Annotated in this window: 13 protein-coding genes; 12 read left to right on the forward strand and 1 reads right to left on the reverse strand. The window is 66.1% G+C overall.

The genetic code is table 11. The annotated features are described in order from the left end of the window. The first annotated feature begins 7 nt into the window (after positions 1 to 7). From mdcC to CHB88_RS20355, 6 genes are read left to right on the forward strand one after another with little or no spacing between them, the layout of a single operon-like run. Positions 8 to 349, forward strand: coding sequence for a malonate decarboxylase acyl carrier protein (gene mdcC, locus CHB88_RS20330; RefSeq protein WP_089401177.1), 342 nt, complete (start codon positions 8 to 10; stop codon positions 347 to 349). Continuing rightward, positions 346 to 1,245 carry a biotin-independent malonate decarboxylase subunit beta gene (locus tag CHB88_RS20335; RefSeq protein WP_089401178.1) on the forward strand — a complete coding sequence of 300 codons (900 nt, stop codon included), beginning with the start codon at positions 346 to 348 and terminating at the stop codon, positions 1,243 to 1,245. The genes mdcC and CHB88_RS20335 overlap by 4 nt, the downstream gene beginning before the upstream one ends. After that, on the forward strand, positions 1,242 to 1,958 hold the full coding sequence (gene mdcE, locus CHB88_RS20340) for a biotin-independent malonate decarboxylase subunit gamma (protein ID WP_089401179.1): 717 nt from the start codon (positions 1,242 to 1,244) through the stop codon (positions 1,956 to 1,958). The genes CHB88_RS20335 and mdcE overlap by 4 nt, the downstream gene beginning before the upstream one ends. Beyond that, positions 1,933 to 2,622 carry a malonate decarboxylase holo-[acyl-carrier-protein] synthase gene (gene mdcG / locus CHB88_RS20345; protein WP_245845109.1) on the forward strand — a complete coding sequence of 230 codons (690 nt, stop codon included), beginning with the start codon at positions 1,933 to 1,935 and terminating at the stop codon, positions 2,620 to 2,622. The genes mdcE and mdcG overlap by 26 nt, the downstream gene beginning before the upstream one ends. Next, positions 2,619 to 3,533 carry a triphosphoribosyl-dephospho-CoA synthase MdcB gene (gene mdcB, locus CHB88_RS20350; RefSeq protein WP_089401181.1) on the forward strand — a complete coding sequence of 305 codons (915 nt, stop codon included), beginning with the start codon at positions 2,619 to 2,621 and terminating at the stop codon, positions 3,531 to 3,533. The genes mdcG and mdcB overlap by 4 nt, the downstream gene beginning before the upstream one ends. Continuing rightward, positions 3,530 to 4,465, forward strand: coding sequence for an ACP S-malonyltransferase (locus tag CHB88_RS20355; RefSeq protein ID WP_089401182.1), 936 nt, complete (start codon positions 3,530 to 3,532; stop codon positions 4,463 to 4,465). Before mdcB ends, CHB88_RS20355 begins: the two co-directional genes overlap by 4 nt. A gap of 40 nt (positions 4,466 to 4,505) precedes the next feature. Here the strand turns inward: CHB88_RS20355 and CHB88_RS20360 are convergent, their stop codons facing one another. After that, entirely contained in the window at positions 4,506 to 4,952 is a 447-nt protein-coding gene (locus CHB88_RS20360) for a DoxX family protein (protein ID WP_089401183.1), read from the reverse strand. A gap of 333 nt (positions 4,953 to 5,285) precedes the next feature. Here CHB88_RS20360 and CHB88_RS20365 point away from each other — a divergent pair, with 333 nt between their 5' ends. From CHB88_RS20365 to CHB88_RS20385, 6 genes are all read left to right on the forward strand, one after another. Beyond that, entirely contained in the window at positions 5,286 to 7,067 is a 1,782-nt protein-coding gene (locus tag CHB88_RS20365) for an N-acetylglutaminylglutamine amidotransferase (RefSeq protein WP_089401184.1), read from the forward strand. A gap of 48 nt (positions 7,068 to 7,115) precedes the next feature. Then, a complete protein-coding gene (gene ngg / locus CHB88_RS20370; RefSeq protein ID WP_245845111.1) occupies positions 7,116 to 8,843 on the forward strand; it encodes an N-acetylglutaminylglutamine synthetase in 1,728 nt (575 codons plus the stop codon). 7 nt (positions 8,844 to 8,850) lie between these two features. Further along, a complete protein-coding gene (locus CHB88_RS20375; protein WP_089401185.1) occupies positions 8,851 to 10,077 on the forward strand; it encodes an osmoprotectant NAGGN system M42 family peptidase in 1,227 nt (408 codons plus the stop codon). Between the two features lie 163 nt (positions 10,078 to 10,240). Then, positions 10,241 to 10,666, forward strand: a complete 426-nt coding sequence (locus CHB88_RS24820) for a hypothetical protein (RefSeq protein WP_143131391.1) — start codon at positions 10,241 to 10,243, stop codon at positions 10,664 to 10,666. A 357-nt stretch (positions 10,667 to 11,023) separates the two neighbouring features. After that, a complete protein-coding gene (locus CHB88_RS20380) occupies positions 11,024 to 12,052 on the forward strand; it encodes a Bug family tripartite tricarboxylate transporter substrate binding protein (RefSeq protein ID WP_176442572.1) in 1,029 nt (342 codons plus the stop codon). Positions 12,053 to 12,079: 27 nt separating this feature from the next. Next, a complete protein-coding gene (locus CHB88_RS20385) occupies positions 12,080 to 13,549 on the forward strand; it encodes a UbiD family decarboxylase (RefSeq protein WP_176442573.1) in 1,470 nt (489 codons plus the stop codon). The last annotated feature ends 151 nt before the right edge of the window (positions 13,550 to 13,700 follow it).

Genomic DNA, 13,700 nt, shown 5'->3' on the forward strand with positions numbered 1-13,700 from the left:
GACGCATATGGAAACCCTGACATTTCATTTCGACCGCGGCACCCGGCCGTCCAGCGGCCAGCCGCAGCTGGTGGGCGTGGTCAGCTCCGGCAACCTGGAAGTGCTGATCGAACCGGCCAGCCTCAACGGCGGCTGTGACATCGAGGTGCGCACCGCCGCCCACGGCTTCGGCGCCATCTGGCAAGCGGTGATCAGCGATTTCCACGACCGCTGGCAGCTGGCCGACACCCGCATCGCCATCAACGACATGGGCGCCACGCCGGCGGTGGTCAGCCTGCGCCTGGACCAGGCGGTGGAGACCCTGCTCGGCGGACCGCCCGCGTCGGCACCGACCGGAGGACAGCCATGAGCAGCTATCTGGAAGCCAGCGGCCGCGAGCGCATCCATCAATTGCTGGATGCCGGCACGTTCGAAGAGTTTCTGCCGCCGGCGCGGCGCATCGTCAGCCCGCACCTGGAACAGCTCGATACGCCGGTGTCCTTCGACGACGGCGTGGTCATCGGCCGCGGCCGCCTGCGCGGCAGGATGGTGTACGCGGCGGCGCAGGAAGGCGGCTTCATGGGCGGCGGCGTGGGCGAGGTGCATGGCGCCAAGCTGGTCGGCCTGCTGCGGCGGGCGGTCGCCGACGGCGCCGAAGCCGTGCTGCTGCTGGTGGAAACCGGCGGCGTGCGCCTGCATGAAGCCAATGCCGGCCTGATCGCGGTCTCCGAAGTCATGCGCGCCGTGCTCGACGTGCGCGATGCCGGCATCCCGGTGATCGTGCTGGTGGGCGGCGCCAACGGCTGCTTCGGCGGCATGGGCATCGTCGCCCGCTGCGCCAACCGCATCATCATGTCGGAAGAAGGGCGGCTGGCCATGTCCGGTCCCGAAGTCATCGAGACCGCCAACGGCGTGGAGGAATTCGATTCGCGGGACAGGGCGCTGGTGTGGCGCACCACCGGCGGCAAGCACCGCTACCTGCTGGGCGACTGCCACCGGATCGTCGCTGATAACGTTACCGCGTTCCGCGATGCCGCGAGCGACGCCATCGACGAGGCGAAAGCCGGCGAGGTGGAACTGTCGCTGCAGGAACTGGAGGGCGAGCAGCTGCTGCTGGAGCAGCGCATCCAGCGCTTCGGCGATTGCGCCGACCCGCTCGAGATCTGGAGCGACCTCGGCGTGCCGCAGGCGAAGAAGATACCAATGCTGGAAGCCGACGCCTTCACTGCCATCGCCAATGCCCACCGCCTTGGAGCCAAAGCATGAACTGGAAAGAACTCGTCAACCAGCTGTTCCCGCAAGGTCATGACATCGCCGAGCGCGAATGCTTCCTGTCCGGCAGCGCCCAGGTCGGGCATCAGACGGTGACGGTGATCGGCACCACCGAGCACACGCCGATCGGCATCGAGATCGCGCAGGCGCAGGCGCAGGCGGTGCTGGCCACGGTGCGCGACTATCCCGGCCGGCCGATCGTGATCCTGGTCGATACCCAGGGCCAGCGGCTGCGCCATCGGGATGAAATGCTGGGCATCAACAGCTACATGGCGCACCTCGGCAAGTGCATCGAGCTGGCGCGCCGGCGCGGCCACAAGGTGATCGGCCTGGTGTACGACCAGGCGCTGTCGGGCGGCTTCATCACCAGCGGCCTGATGGCCGACGCCTGCTACGCGCTACCGGACGCCACCATCCGCGTGATGGGCCTGCCGGCGATGGCGCGCATCACCAAGGTGCCGCTGGAGCGGCTCACCGAGCTGGCCAAGGCCAATCCGGTGTTCGCGCCCGGCGCGGAAAACTACTTCCTGATGGGCGGCGTGCAGGCCCTCTGGCAAGGCGACCTCGCGCAGCAGATGCAGGAGGCGCTGGAAAAGGCGGACCCGCACGACCGGCGCGCGGCGCTGGGCGAGGAGCGCGGCGGTCGCAGGCTGGCGCATGGCGTGATGCAGGCGGTGATGAATGATGGCATCGCTGGCACGGCATGACCTGCTCTGGCTGACCGGCGTCGGCTGGGCGCGGGCCATCGATGGCTTGAGCGGCCCGGCGCGGGAAGCGGCGCTGCGCTGGCGCGAGCGGGACTGGCCGGTGGTGGCGCGGCGCCGCGACGCCGATGCGGCCGATGACGAACTCTGCGGCGGCATCGCCCTGCCGCCGCAAGCCGATGGCAGCAAGCCGCGCATCGCCCTGCGCGCGCCGCTGTCGGCGCTCGACCGCCGCTGCGGCGCGTTGCCGCTGAGCGCGGTCATCGACAAGGCGCCGCCCGCTTGGCAGCAGAAGCTCAGCCTGCTGGAAGAACAGGCCCGCGACGCCGGCATCGGCCTGCGGGTGTTCGGCTCGCTCTCCTGGCAAGCGCTGACCGGGCAGGCCTATGTGACGCCGGCGTCCGACATCGATCTTCTGTGCCGTCCTGCCGATCGAAGCGCGCTGGAATCCGCCTGCATCTTGTATGAAACGGGGTCGATGCAACTGCCGCTGGACGGCGAACTGATATTTCCCTCCGGAGCGGCGGTCTCTTGGAAGGAATGGATGGTGGCGCGAAAGGCCGGCTCATCATGCCTTCGGGTGCTGGTGAAGCAGGCGCACACGGTGCGCTTGGCCTTGCCTGCCGAATTGCTGGCGGAATTGCCGGCGGAAATGGCCAGCGCATGACGCCGCTGGAACGCTCGCTCGTCCCGTCCGCCTCTCCGCTGCATGCAGATGCGGCGCATGACCAAGCCTTCTGCGCCGCCGCCGGCCGCCTGGCGGTGCGCAGCCTCTACGAAGAGCTGGTGCTCTATCCCAAGCCCGGACTGGTTTCCCTGATCGACAGCGGCAGTCATCAGGACATGGATGCGCGCACCTTCATGCGCAGCCTGTTTTCCCTGCGCCATTACTTCCTGCGCATCACTGCCGCCGGCATGGCCGGCGCTTGCTTCGACGAATTGAAGCGGCTCGGCATCCGCGCCGAGCGCGAGATGCTGGCGGCCACCGGCGGCATCAATACCCATCGCGGCGCGATCTTCTGCCTCGGCATGCTGTGCGCGGCATTGGGCCGCATCGCCGCCTCCGGCGCGCAGCCCTCGCCGGAAGCGTTGCGCGCCACCCTGCGCCGCGAATGGGGCGCGGCGTTGATGGGCCATGCGGACGCGCGCGATGCGCAGACCCATGGCGCCATCGTCGCCAGCCGCCATGCGGCCAGCGGCGCGCGCGAGGAAATGGCGCTCGGCCTGCCGTCGGTGTTCGACGTGGCGCTGCCGCGCCTGCAAGCGACTTATCAAAGAAGCGGCGACATGCGGCTGGCGCGCATCGATGCGCTGTTCGCGCTGATGGCGCACATGAGCGATACCAATGTCTACTTTCGCGGCGGCGCGGCCGGGGCCGACATGGTGCGGGAACAGGCGGCAGGCTTCCTGCAGGCCGGCGGCGCCGCGGCCGCCGGCTGGGAGGAAAGGGCGCTGGACATGCATCGCCTGCTCGTGCGGCACCGGCTCTCGCCCGGCGGCGCGGCGGATCTGCTGGGCGCCACCTGCCTGGTGCATGAAGCCTGCCGCCGTCCGCTCCCCGGAGCGGACGGCGCATGAATGCCAAGCTGGCCATCCTGTGTCCGGGACAGGGCGGCCAGCATGCCGGCATGTTCGACCTGGCCCTGGCCGACGTCCGCGCGGCGGAATTCGTGCGGCGCAGCCTCGCCATGCTGGATGCGTCGCCGTCGCTCGAGGCGATTCAGCGCGGCGAGGCGGATCTCTTCGCCAACCGGCTGGCCCAGCCGCTGGTGGTCGCCGCCAGCCTGGCGGCATGGATGGCCCTGGGCGACGGCCTGCCTTCGCCGGCGCTGGTGGCCGGCTACAGCATCGGCGAGATCAGCGCCCATGCCGTCGCCGGCACCTTCGACGCGAGGCAAGCCGTGTCCGTCGCCGTGCGCCGGGCGGCCTTGATGGAAGCCTGCCGCGAAGCCGACGGTCCGCAGGGCTTGCTGGCGGTGTCCGGCATGCTGGTCGCGCAGCAGCGCGCATTGGCGCGGGAAGCAGGCGTCGACGTGGCGATCGAAACCGGCGAGGACAGCGCCATCCTCGGCGGGCACCTGCCGGCGCTGGAGGCCTTGCGTCTACGCGCCGAGGGCCTGGGCGGACGCTGCCATCTCCTGCCGGTCGAGGTGGCGTCGCACACGCCGCTGATGCAGGCGGCCGCCAGCGCCTTCGCCGCCATGCTGGAACAAGAGCCGATGCGGCCTTGCGCCGTGCCGGTGCTGTCCGGTATCGGCGCCGAGCGCGTGAGCAGCGTGCCGCTGGCGCGGCTCACCTTGGCGCGGCAGGTCGCCGAAACCGTGCGCTGGAAGGATTGCATGGATGCCCTGGCCGAGTCGGGCGTGACGGTGGCGCTCGAACTCGGGCCCGGCAATGCGCTGGCGCGCATGGTCGCCGCCCGGAATCCGCAGATTGCCTGCCGCTCGGTGAGCGACTTCAAGTCCCTGCAGGGTGCGAAGCGGTGGCTGGAGAGAGCAATCGAAGATTGAACGGGCCGATGCCAGCCGACGCCCGATTGCCCCGGATGCGCTAGTTCCAGCGCCCGTTGATCCCCGCCACGCTGTATCGCCCGGCGCCCATGACCACCAGCGCCAGCGCGGTGAAGAAGTAGAAGGCTTGCAGCTCCAGCGCCCAGCCGCCGGTCTTGCTGATGTCCAGGAACTGGCTGGCGTGGACCAGCGCCACCGCCACCACCATGTTGACCACCACCACCAGCGCGGCCGCCCGGGTCATGATGCCGAACAGAATCAGCAGCGGCGCGACGATCTCGCCGACATACACCAGATAGCCCAGCGCGGACGGCAACCCTGCCTTGGCCACCACGTCCATGATGAAGCCCGGGCCGCTGAAAACCTTGGCGATGCCATGGAACAGCAGCAGGCCGGCCAGCATGATGCGCAGGATGAGCTTGCCGAGGTCATCGGCGGAGCGGGCGCCGTCAACGACGCGGACCGTTCCTGTTTCCCTTGTTTCCATCAACGCTCCTCAATGTAGGTCACCGAATCAAGCCGGCATCGCCTGGATGCTCCGATGAAACCTTGGTGCCTTGCTCATTGCAGAGACAAAAAAATTTCTTTCGGGTTCCGGCAGTTGCGCATCGCTCTAGCCCTGGACCAAAACGTTGCCCGTTTTTAAAGAACGGGGAACGATTTCCCCAGCCCGTCCTCTTAGGAAAAGAACAAGCACGCAGCCATGCACTGCCTCGCTCTCTTGCCTCCCGGGCACGCCGGCTCTTCGAGCCGGTAAATAGAATGCTTTGGCACCGCACCGTGCCCGTTCCTTTTCATCCACTTCCAAGGTATCTACCTCATGTGCGGTATTGCAGGAGAAATTCGTTTCGACGATAACATCGCCGACGTGCGCACCGTGGTCGACATGACCGAGGCCCAATCGCGCCGCGGCCCCAACGGCGAAGGCATCTTCAGCCTCGGTTCGCGCTGCTTCGGCCATCGCCGGCTGAGCATCATGGACCTGAGCCAGCGGGCGCACCAGCCCTTCGTCGACAACCAGCTTGGCATGGGCATCGTCTTCAACGGCGCCATCTACAATCACCATGAACTGCGGCGGGAATTGAGCGAGAAGGGCTACCAGTTCGCGTCCACCGGCGATACCGAAGTCATCATCAAGGCATGGCATGCCTGGGGACCGGAGGCGCTCAACCGCTTCTACGGCATGTTCGCTTTCGCCCTGTGGGAGCGCGACAGCGGCATCACCTATTTTGCCCGGGACCGGCTCGGCATCAAGCCGCTCTACTACACGCTGGACAACCAGCGCCTGCGCTTCGCCTCCGCCCTGCCGGCGCTGCTCAAGGGCAAGGGCGTGGATACCTCCTTCGACCCGCAGGCCCTGCACTACTACCTGACCTTCCATGCGGTGGTGCCGGCGCCGCACACCATCCTGCGCGGCGTGCGCAAGCTGGCGCCGGGCAGCATGATGACGGTGCATCCGAACGGCCGCTGCGAACACAAGGAGTGGTGGCGCCTCGAATTCAAGCGCAGCGCCGAGGACGAATCGCGCAGCTTCGACGACTGGAAGCATCTGGTGCTGGACAGCCTGCGCCGCTCGGTGGAACGGCGCCTGGTGGCCGACGTGCCGGTCGGCGTGCTGCTCTCGGGCGGCCTCGACTCCAGCCTGATCACCGGCCTGCTGGCCGAAGCCGGCGGCAGCGAGCTGCGCACCTACTCCATCGGCTTCGAGGCGGTGGACCAGGAAGCGGGCGACGAATTCCATTATTCCGACCTGATCGCGCGCCATTACGGCACCATCCACGAAAAGCTGCACATTCCCGCCGCCGATCTGCTGCAGGCCTTGCCGGATGCCATCGCCGCCATGGCCGAGCCGATGGTGAGCCATGACTGCGTCGCCTTCTACCTGCTGTCGCAGGCGGTTTCGAAACACAGCCGCGTGGTGCAGAGCGGGCAGGGCGCCGACGAGGTGTTCGGCGGCTATCACTGGTACCCGCCGCTGGCCGGGCTCGGCAATCAGGAGTCGGGCGTGTCGGCCTACCGCCGCGTGTTCTTCGACCGCGACCATGCCGAGATGCGCCAGCTGCTGAATCCGGATTTCGCGATCGAGGATGCCAGCACCCATTTCGTCGAGCAGCATTTCGCCAGGCCCGGCGCTGACAGCGCCATCGATCGCGCGCTGCGCCTCGATACCACGGTGATGCTGGTGGACGACCCGGTCAAGCGCGTCGACAACATGACCATGGCCTTCGGCCTGGAAGCGCGGGTGCCCTTCCTCGACCATGAGCTGGTGGAGCTGGCGGCGCGCATCCCGGCGCGGCACAAGATCGCCGAGGGCGGCAAGCATGTGCTGAAGGAGGCGGCGCGCGCCGTCATCCCGGCTGAAGTGATCGATCGGCCGAAAGGCTATTTCCCGGTGCCGGCGCTGAAGTACCTGCGCGGCGATTTCCTGCACTACGTGCGCGACATCCTCGATTCTTCACGAGCCCGCGAGCGCGGTCTGTTCCGGCGCGAAGCCATCGACCAGATGCTGCAGTCCCCCGACAGCCACATCACGCCGCTGCGCGGCTCCAAGTTGTGGCAGGCGGCGCTGCTGGAAGCCTGGCTGCAGACCAACGGCATCTGATGCCCGTGGGCGCAGGACAGCGTACGATCCCTTAGCAAAGACAACGACATGAATCTCGCCAACCTGAATGCAATGACCCAAGGCGCCGCGCCCGGCATGCTGGCCGCCCAGATGAACGGCGCTTCTACCGAGCTGCCGCGCCCGCGCAACGCCATGCTCGACTGCGGCTGGGGCCGCCTGCTGTACGCGCCGTCCTTCGACTCGCCGCGCGAGCTGGCCGAGGCGCTGCAGCAGGAGCAGCCGGGGCACCGCGACATCGCCCTGTACGTCGAGGCGCCGCAGCTGCTGCTGGCGGAAGCGCCGTCGCGGCTGTTTCTCGATCCGTCGCTCATCTTCCGCAGGATGCTCGATCCGAACCAGCCCGCCGCCGCCCCGGCGCCCGGCGTGGTGATCCGGCCGCTCACCACCCGTTCCGACATCGCCGCCATCAACCGCCTGTACAGCATGCGTCAGATGGTGCCGGTGGACCAGCGCACCGTCTGGGCGCAGCGGCATTCGGAAGCCCTGACCTATGTGGTGGCCGAGGACGAGCGCACCGGCGAGATCATCGGCTCCGCCATGGGCATCGACCACATGGTGGCCTTCGGCGATCCCGCGGGCGGCAGCAGCCTGTGGTGCGTGGTGGTGGACCCGCAGACCGGCCTGTCGGGCACCGGCCAGTCGCTGGTGAATTTCCTCATCAACCATTTCGCCGAGCGCGGCCGCCGCTCGCTTGACCTCTCCGTGCTGCATGACAACGAGACCGCCATCGGCCTGTACCGCAAGCTCGGCTTCGAACAAGCCGGCGGCTTCGTCGTCAAGCACAAGAACTCCATCAACGAGCGCCTGTTCGTCGACACCGCCGAGTTCGGCGGCCTGAACCCCTACGCCCGCATCATCGTCGACGAAGCGCGGCGGCGCGGCATCAGCGTCGACGTGCTGGATGCGCCGGCCGGCATCTTCAAGCTGCGCCACTGCGGCCATGAAATCCTGTGCCGCGAGTCGCTCACCGACCTGACCGGCGGCGTGGCCATGAGCTGGTGCCAGGACAAGGTGCTGACCCTGCGCCGCCTGGCTTCCGTCGGGCTGCGCGTGCCGCGCCAGGCGGTGGCCGGCAGCGTCGAGGAGAATGCCGCCTTCCTCAAGAGCTGCGAGGCGATCGTGGTCAAGCCGGCGCTGGGCGAGCAGGGCAAGGGCATCAGCATCGACGTGCGCACCGAGGAGCACATGCATGAGGCGATCAAGCGCGCTGCCGAGTATGGCGGCCATGTGGTGCTGGAAGACTACTGCCCCGGCCAGGACCTGCGCATCGTCTGCATCGGCTACAAGGTGGTGGCGGCCGCCATCCGCCGCCCGGCTGAGGTGGTGGGCGATGGCGTCTCCACCGTGCTGCAGCTGATCGAGCGCCAGAGCGCCCGACGCGCCGCCGCCACCGGCGGCGAGAGCCGCATCCCGGTCGATGCCGAGACCGAGCGCTGCCTCGCCGGCCAGGGACTGGACTATCAGTCGGTGCCGGAGAACGGGCGCGAAGTCCGGGTGCGCAAGACCGCCAACCTGCATACCGGCGGCACCATCCATGACGTCACGCCCGAGCTCAGCCCGGCGCTGCGCGATGCCGCCGAAACCGCGGCGCGGGCGCTGCGCATTCCGGTAGTGGGGCTGGACTTCCTGGTGCCTTCGCCGGAGGGCGATGAGTATGTGGTGATCGAAGCCAACGAACGCCCCGGCCTGGCCAACCATGAGCCGCAGCCGACGGCGCAGCGCTTCATCGACCTGCTGTTCCCCTTCACCGCCTGATCGTTCCATGGAAAAGCTGAAGATAGACGCCGATTATTTGAAGACCACCCTGCTGGAACTGCTGGCCATTCCCAGCCCGGCGGGGTTGACCGATGCCGTGGTGCACTACACCGGCACCCAGCTCGATGCCATCGGCGTGCCTTATGAACTGACCCGGCGCGGCACCATCCGCGCCGTGCTGCGCCGGAACATCCCTGAACGGCGCAAGAACATGCCGGCCTGCGCCATCGTCGCCCACCTCGACACCCTCGGCGCCATGGTGCGCGAGATCAAGCCGAGCGGGCGGCTGGCGCTGAGTCCGATCGGCACCTGGTCCAGCCGCTGGGCCGAAGGCGGCCGCGTGACCCTGTTCACCGAGCACGGCCGCCACCGCGGTTCGGTGCTGCCGCTGATGGCCGCCGGCCATGTGTACAACGAGGCCATCGATACCCAGCCGGTGACCTGGGACCAGGTCGAAGTGCGGGTCGATGAAACCATCGACAATGCCGACGATGCGCGCGCCCTCGGCATCCAGGTCGGCGACTACGTCGCCTTCGACCCGACGCCGGAGCTGCTGGAGAACGGCTTCATCGTTTCCCGCTACCTGGACGACAAGGCGGGCGTGGCGGCGGTGCTGGCGGCGTTGAAGGCGGTGGTGGACAGCGGCGTGACGGTCCCCATGGACTGCCATGCGGTGTTCACCATCACCGAGGAAGTCGGCTCCGGCGCGCGGGCGGTGATCGAAAGCGATGTCAGCGAGGTGATCGGCATCGACATTGCGCCGGTGGCGCCGGGGCAGGGGTCGCGCGAGCACGGCGTCACCATCCCGCTGATGGACTCCGCCGGGCCGCACGACTATCACCTCACGCGGCGCATGCTCAAGCTGTGCGACGATCACGGCATTCCCAGCTACCGCGACGTGTTCCGCTTCTATCATTCCGATGCCGGCGCGGCGGTCAGCGCCGGCCACGACGTGCGCACCGCCCTGGTCTGCTTCGGCACCGACGCCACCCACGGCTACGAGCGCACCCACCTCTCGGTGCTGGTGCACCTGGCGGAACTGCTGGCGCTGTACGTGCAGAGCGGCCCGGCCCGCTCCGAAGACCGGCAGCGGCGGCTGGATTCGGTGGACGAGTTCTCGCACCAGCTCGATGCCAACCAGCTGGAACGCAGCGACACGCCCCTGCCGGATGCGGGCGAGCTGGTGCAGCCGCCGGATGAGGGACGGACAGGTGGAACGCGGGGGGAGGAGTAATAGAGGCTAGCAATAAAGATTGATTACGTCTGATTGCATCATGGCATTTACTCGAAGATGAGGATTGATTACGTCTGATTGCATCATGGCATTTACTCGAAGATGAGTCTTGCTGGCATCAGTTTTGCTAATTCTCCTGTTCAATTTTTTACAGGAGTTAAGTATGCCTATTAACAATAGCTGCCCGGTATCAAATAATCCTTTAACGCGCATTTTCAATGAGCCTGCTCCGCGGCATATAGGGCCACTTGTTCTCGCGTCTCCCGGTGGTTTGAGCGAGGCGCAGGCAAAAAAAATGGAAGCGGAGCTTACTTTTCCCAATCAATTAGTAGCCAAATTGGCCACGAACCGCGGATACTGGGTAAACCAAGGGAATTTCGTTTCCACCAGCGAGAATGGGGTTCCTTACCTCATTGTTTCATCGCGTAACCAGACCTCGTTCGCCTTGATCAAAACCCCGTATGGCGATCCCCAAATCATTGCAACCGAAACATGCACTACAGTCGATAGATTTAAGAAAAAACATGGTCTCACAGGACCGACGGAGATGGATTATAGGAACGGAAAATGGAGGTTCCCGGCTCGCTGAATCTGTTCTTGAAGTGTCACGGCTTTCTAAAAAACATCTCCCTGATAGGGCTGGAGAGGTTCGTTGCCTGCCGGCGCTCTCGTCAGCAGCGAACTGCCTTTCGGTCTGTCCTTACACTCCGTAACTACGAAAGTCGTTAACGCCAATAAGGGCAGTCCATCGCCAAATGCCCACTTGTCCACTACCGCTAAATCAAGCTAACCGCCGCGATCTTGGTATCGCGGCGCAATCCAGTAGTTTTCCATTCGCCATCCGACGCCAAATTCGGTACTATCTCCTCTGGTAATTAATGGACCTCCGTTCCGCATAAAAGAACTCATGGCGGAGGCAAGCTTCGCAATTTCAGACGGAGTGAAAATGAGGAGACACCATCGGGCGCAGGCGGCCGAGCCAAGCCACGGCATCACGCGCCGCCTTGCGCTGCGAACGATCGCCGCCGCAGCAGGCCTTGCCGCCTTCGGCCAAGCCGGGCCGGCGCTGGCCCAGCAAACCTATCCCAACCGGCCGATCACCATCATCGTGCCGTTTTCGCCGGCCACCGGCGCCGACATCCTGGCGCGTTCCCTCGGGCAGCGGCTGAGTCAGAAGCTCAACACGCCGGTGATGATCGACAATCGCGTCGGCGCCAGCGGCAACATCGGCGCCGAGGCGGTGGCGCGCGCCGCGCCCGACGGCTATACCCTGCTGGTGACCGCCACCACCTTCATCACCAATTCCGCGCTCAACAAGAACCTGCGCTTCGATCCGGTCAAGAATTTCGTGCCGGTGTCGCTGCTGGCCACCGCCAACATGGGCTTCGTGGTGCGCCACGATTTTCCGGCGAAGACGATCAAGGAGCTGGTGGCTTCCACCAAGGCCAAGCCGGGCAGCGTGACCTACGCCTCCTCCGGCGTCGGCACGCCGCAGCATCTGGCGATGGAACTGTTCAAGCTCAATACCGGCGCCGACCTGGTGCACGTGCCGTTCAAGGCCAGCGCCAATGCCACCAACGATCTCGCCGGCGGCCATGTCGATGCGATGATCGCGCCGGTGCACACGCTCACGCCCTTTCTCCAGTCCGGCAGGATGCGGATGCTGGCGGTGATGAGCGAGAACCGCTCGCCGGTGTTCAAGAACATTCCGACCATGGCGGAGGAAGGCTTGCCCAACCTGGAGGTGGACGTCTGGTACGGCATGCTGGCGCCGGCCGGGACGCCGCCGGCCATCATCAACAAGCTGAACAGCGAAATCGACGGCTTTCTCGCCACGGCGGACATCAAGGAAACCTTGTCCCACCAGGGCCTTGTCACCGCTGGCGGACCGCCGGAGCGGTTCGCCAAACTCATCCGCATGGAGCTGGAACGCTGGCCGCGCGTGGTGGCGCAGGCCGGCATCAAGCCAGAATAATCACCAAGAAGAGAAAACGACATGGACATGAAAAAGAAAACCGGCGCCGTCTACAACGAGTACGACGCGCCGCACCGGGACCTGCGCGAGTTCATCGAGCGCGCCGAGCGCGCCGGCGAACTGCTGCGCATCCCGGGCGCCGACTGGAACCTCGAGATGGGGACCCTGGCCGAAGCGGTTTACCAGGGCAAGGCCGACAATCCGCCGGCCATCCTGTTCGAGGACATCCCCGGCTATCCCAAGGGCTTCCGGGTGCTGTCCGGCGCCACCAATTCCTCCAAGCGCCTGGCGATCACGCTCGGCTTCCCGGTGCCGAAGAATCCGCTCGACGTGGTGCGCTCCTACCGCGACCGCATGAAGACCCATGAGCCGATTCCGCCGCGCGTGGTGGAGACGGGGCCGGTAATGGAAAACGTCGACCGCGAGGACGATGTGGACCTGTACAAGTTTCCGGTGCCCTTCCTGCACGAGAAGGATGGCGGCCGCTACATCGGCACCGACGACATCGTCATCATGCGCGATCCGGAGCAAGACTGGGTCAACTGCGGCACCTACCGCTCCCAGGTGCACGACAAGAACCATGTCGGCCTCTGGATGTCGCCCGGCAAGCAGGGCCGCCAGATTCGCGAGAAGTACTTCAAGCAGGGCAAGCCCTGCCCGGTGCTGATCAGCGTCGGCCATGACCCGCTGCTGTTCCTCGCCGGCGGCAACGAGCTGCGCTTCGGCCTCTCCGAATACGACTATGCCGGCGGTCATCGCGGCCTGCCGTTCGACGTCGTGAAGAGCGAGTTGTTCGGCCTGCCCATGCCGGCCCATGCGGAGGTGGTGCTGGAAGGCGAGATGTATCCCGGCGAGACCCATCCGGAAGGGCCGTTCGGCGAATTCACCGGCTACTATGCCGGCGGCAAGAGCGACCAGCCGGTGGTGAAAATCCGCCGCGTCTATTACCGCAACGATCCCATCCTTACCATGGCCACGCCGATGGTGCCGCCGTCCGACTTCTCGTTCAGCAAATGCGTGATGAAGGCTGGCATGATCTGGGACGAGGTGGAGCGCGCCGGCCTGGGCGGCGTCACCGGCGTGTGGTGCCATGAAGCAGGCGCGGCGCGCATGTTCAACGTCATCGCCGTCAAGCAGGCGTATTCCGGCCATGCGCGCCAGGCTGGCATGCTGGCGGCGAGCTGCCAGTCCGGCTCCTACCTCGGCCGCTTCGTGGTGGTAGTGGATGATGACATCGACCCGACCAACCTGTTCCAGGTGACCTGGGCCATGTGCACGCGCTGCGATCCGGCGGAGGATATCGAGATTATGCGCCGCGCCTGGAGCGGCCCGCTCGACCCGCGCATCAAGAAGGGCACGACCCACAACTCGCGTGCCATCATCGACGCCTGCCGGCCTTGGGAGATGCTGGCGGAGTTCCCCGAGGTGGCGCGGGCGACGCCGGAGTTGAGGAGAAGGGTGGAGGAGAAGTTTGCGGGGATTTTAGGGAAGCTGTGAGCGAAGACGTGGTTGAGGTCGCGCCTCTTGAATTACTCCTCCCCTTTCAAGGGGGAGGTTGGGACGGGGATGGGTTTCTTCCAAACATAAAGAATTTCCTTTAAATGCTGCGGAAACCCACCCTCACCCCAGCCCTCTCCCTGAAGGAGAG

Source organism: Noviherbaspirillum humi (assembly GCF_900188095.1).
In the GTDB taxonomy this organism is placed as follows: domain Bacteria; phylum Pseudomonadota; class Gammaproteobacteria; order Burkholderiales; family Burkholderiaceae_D; genus Noviherbaspirillum; species Noviherbaspirillum humi.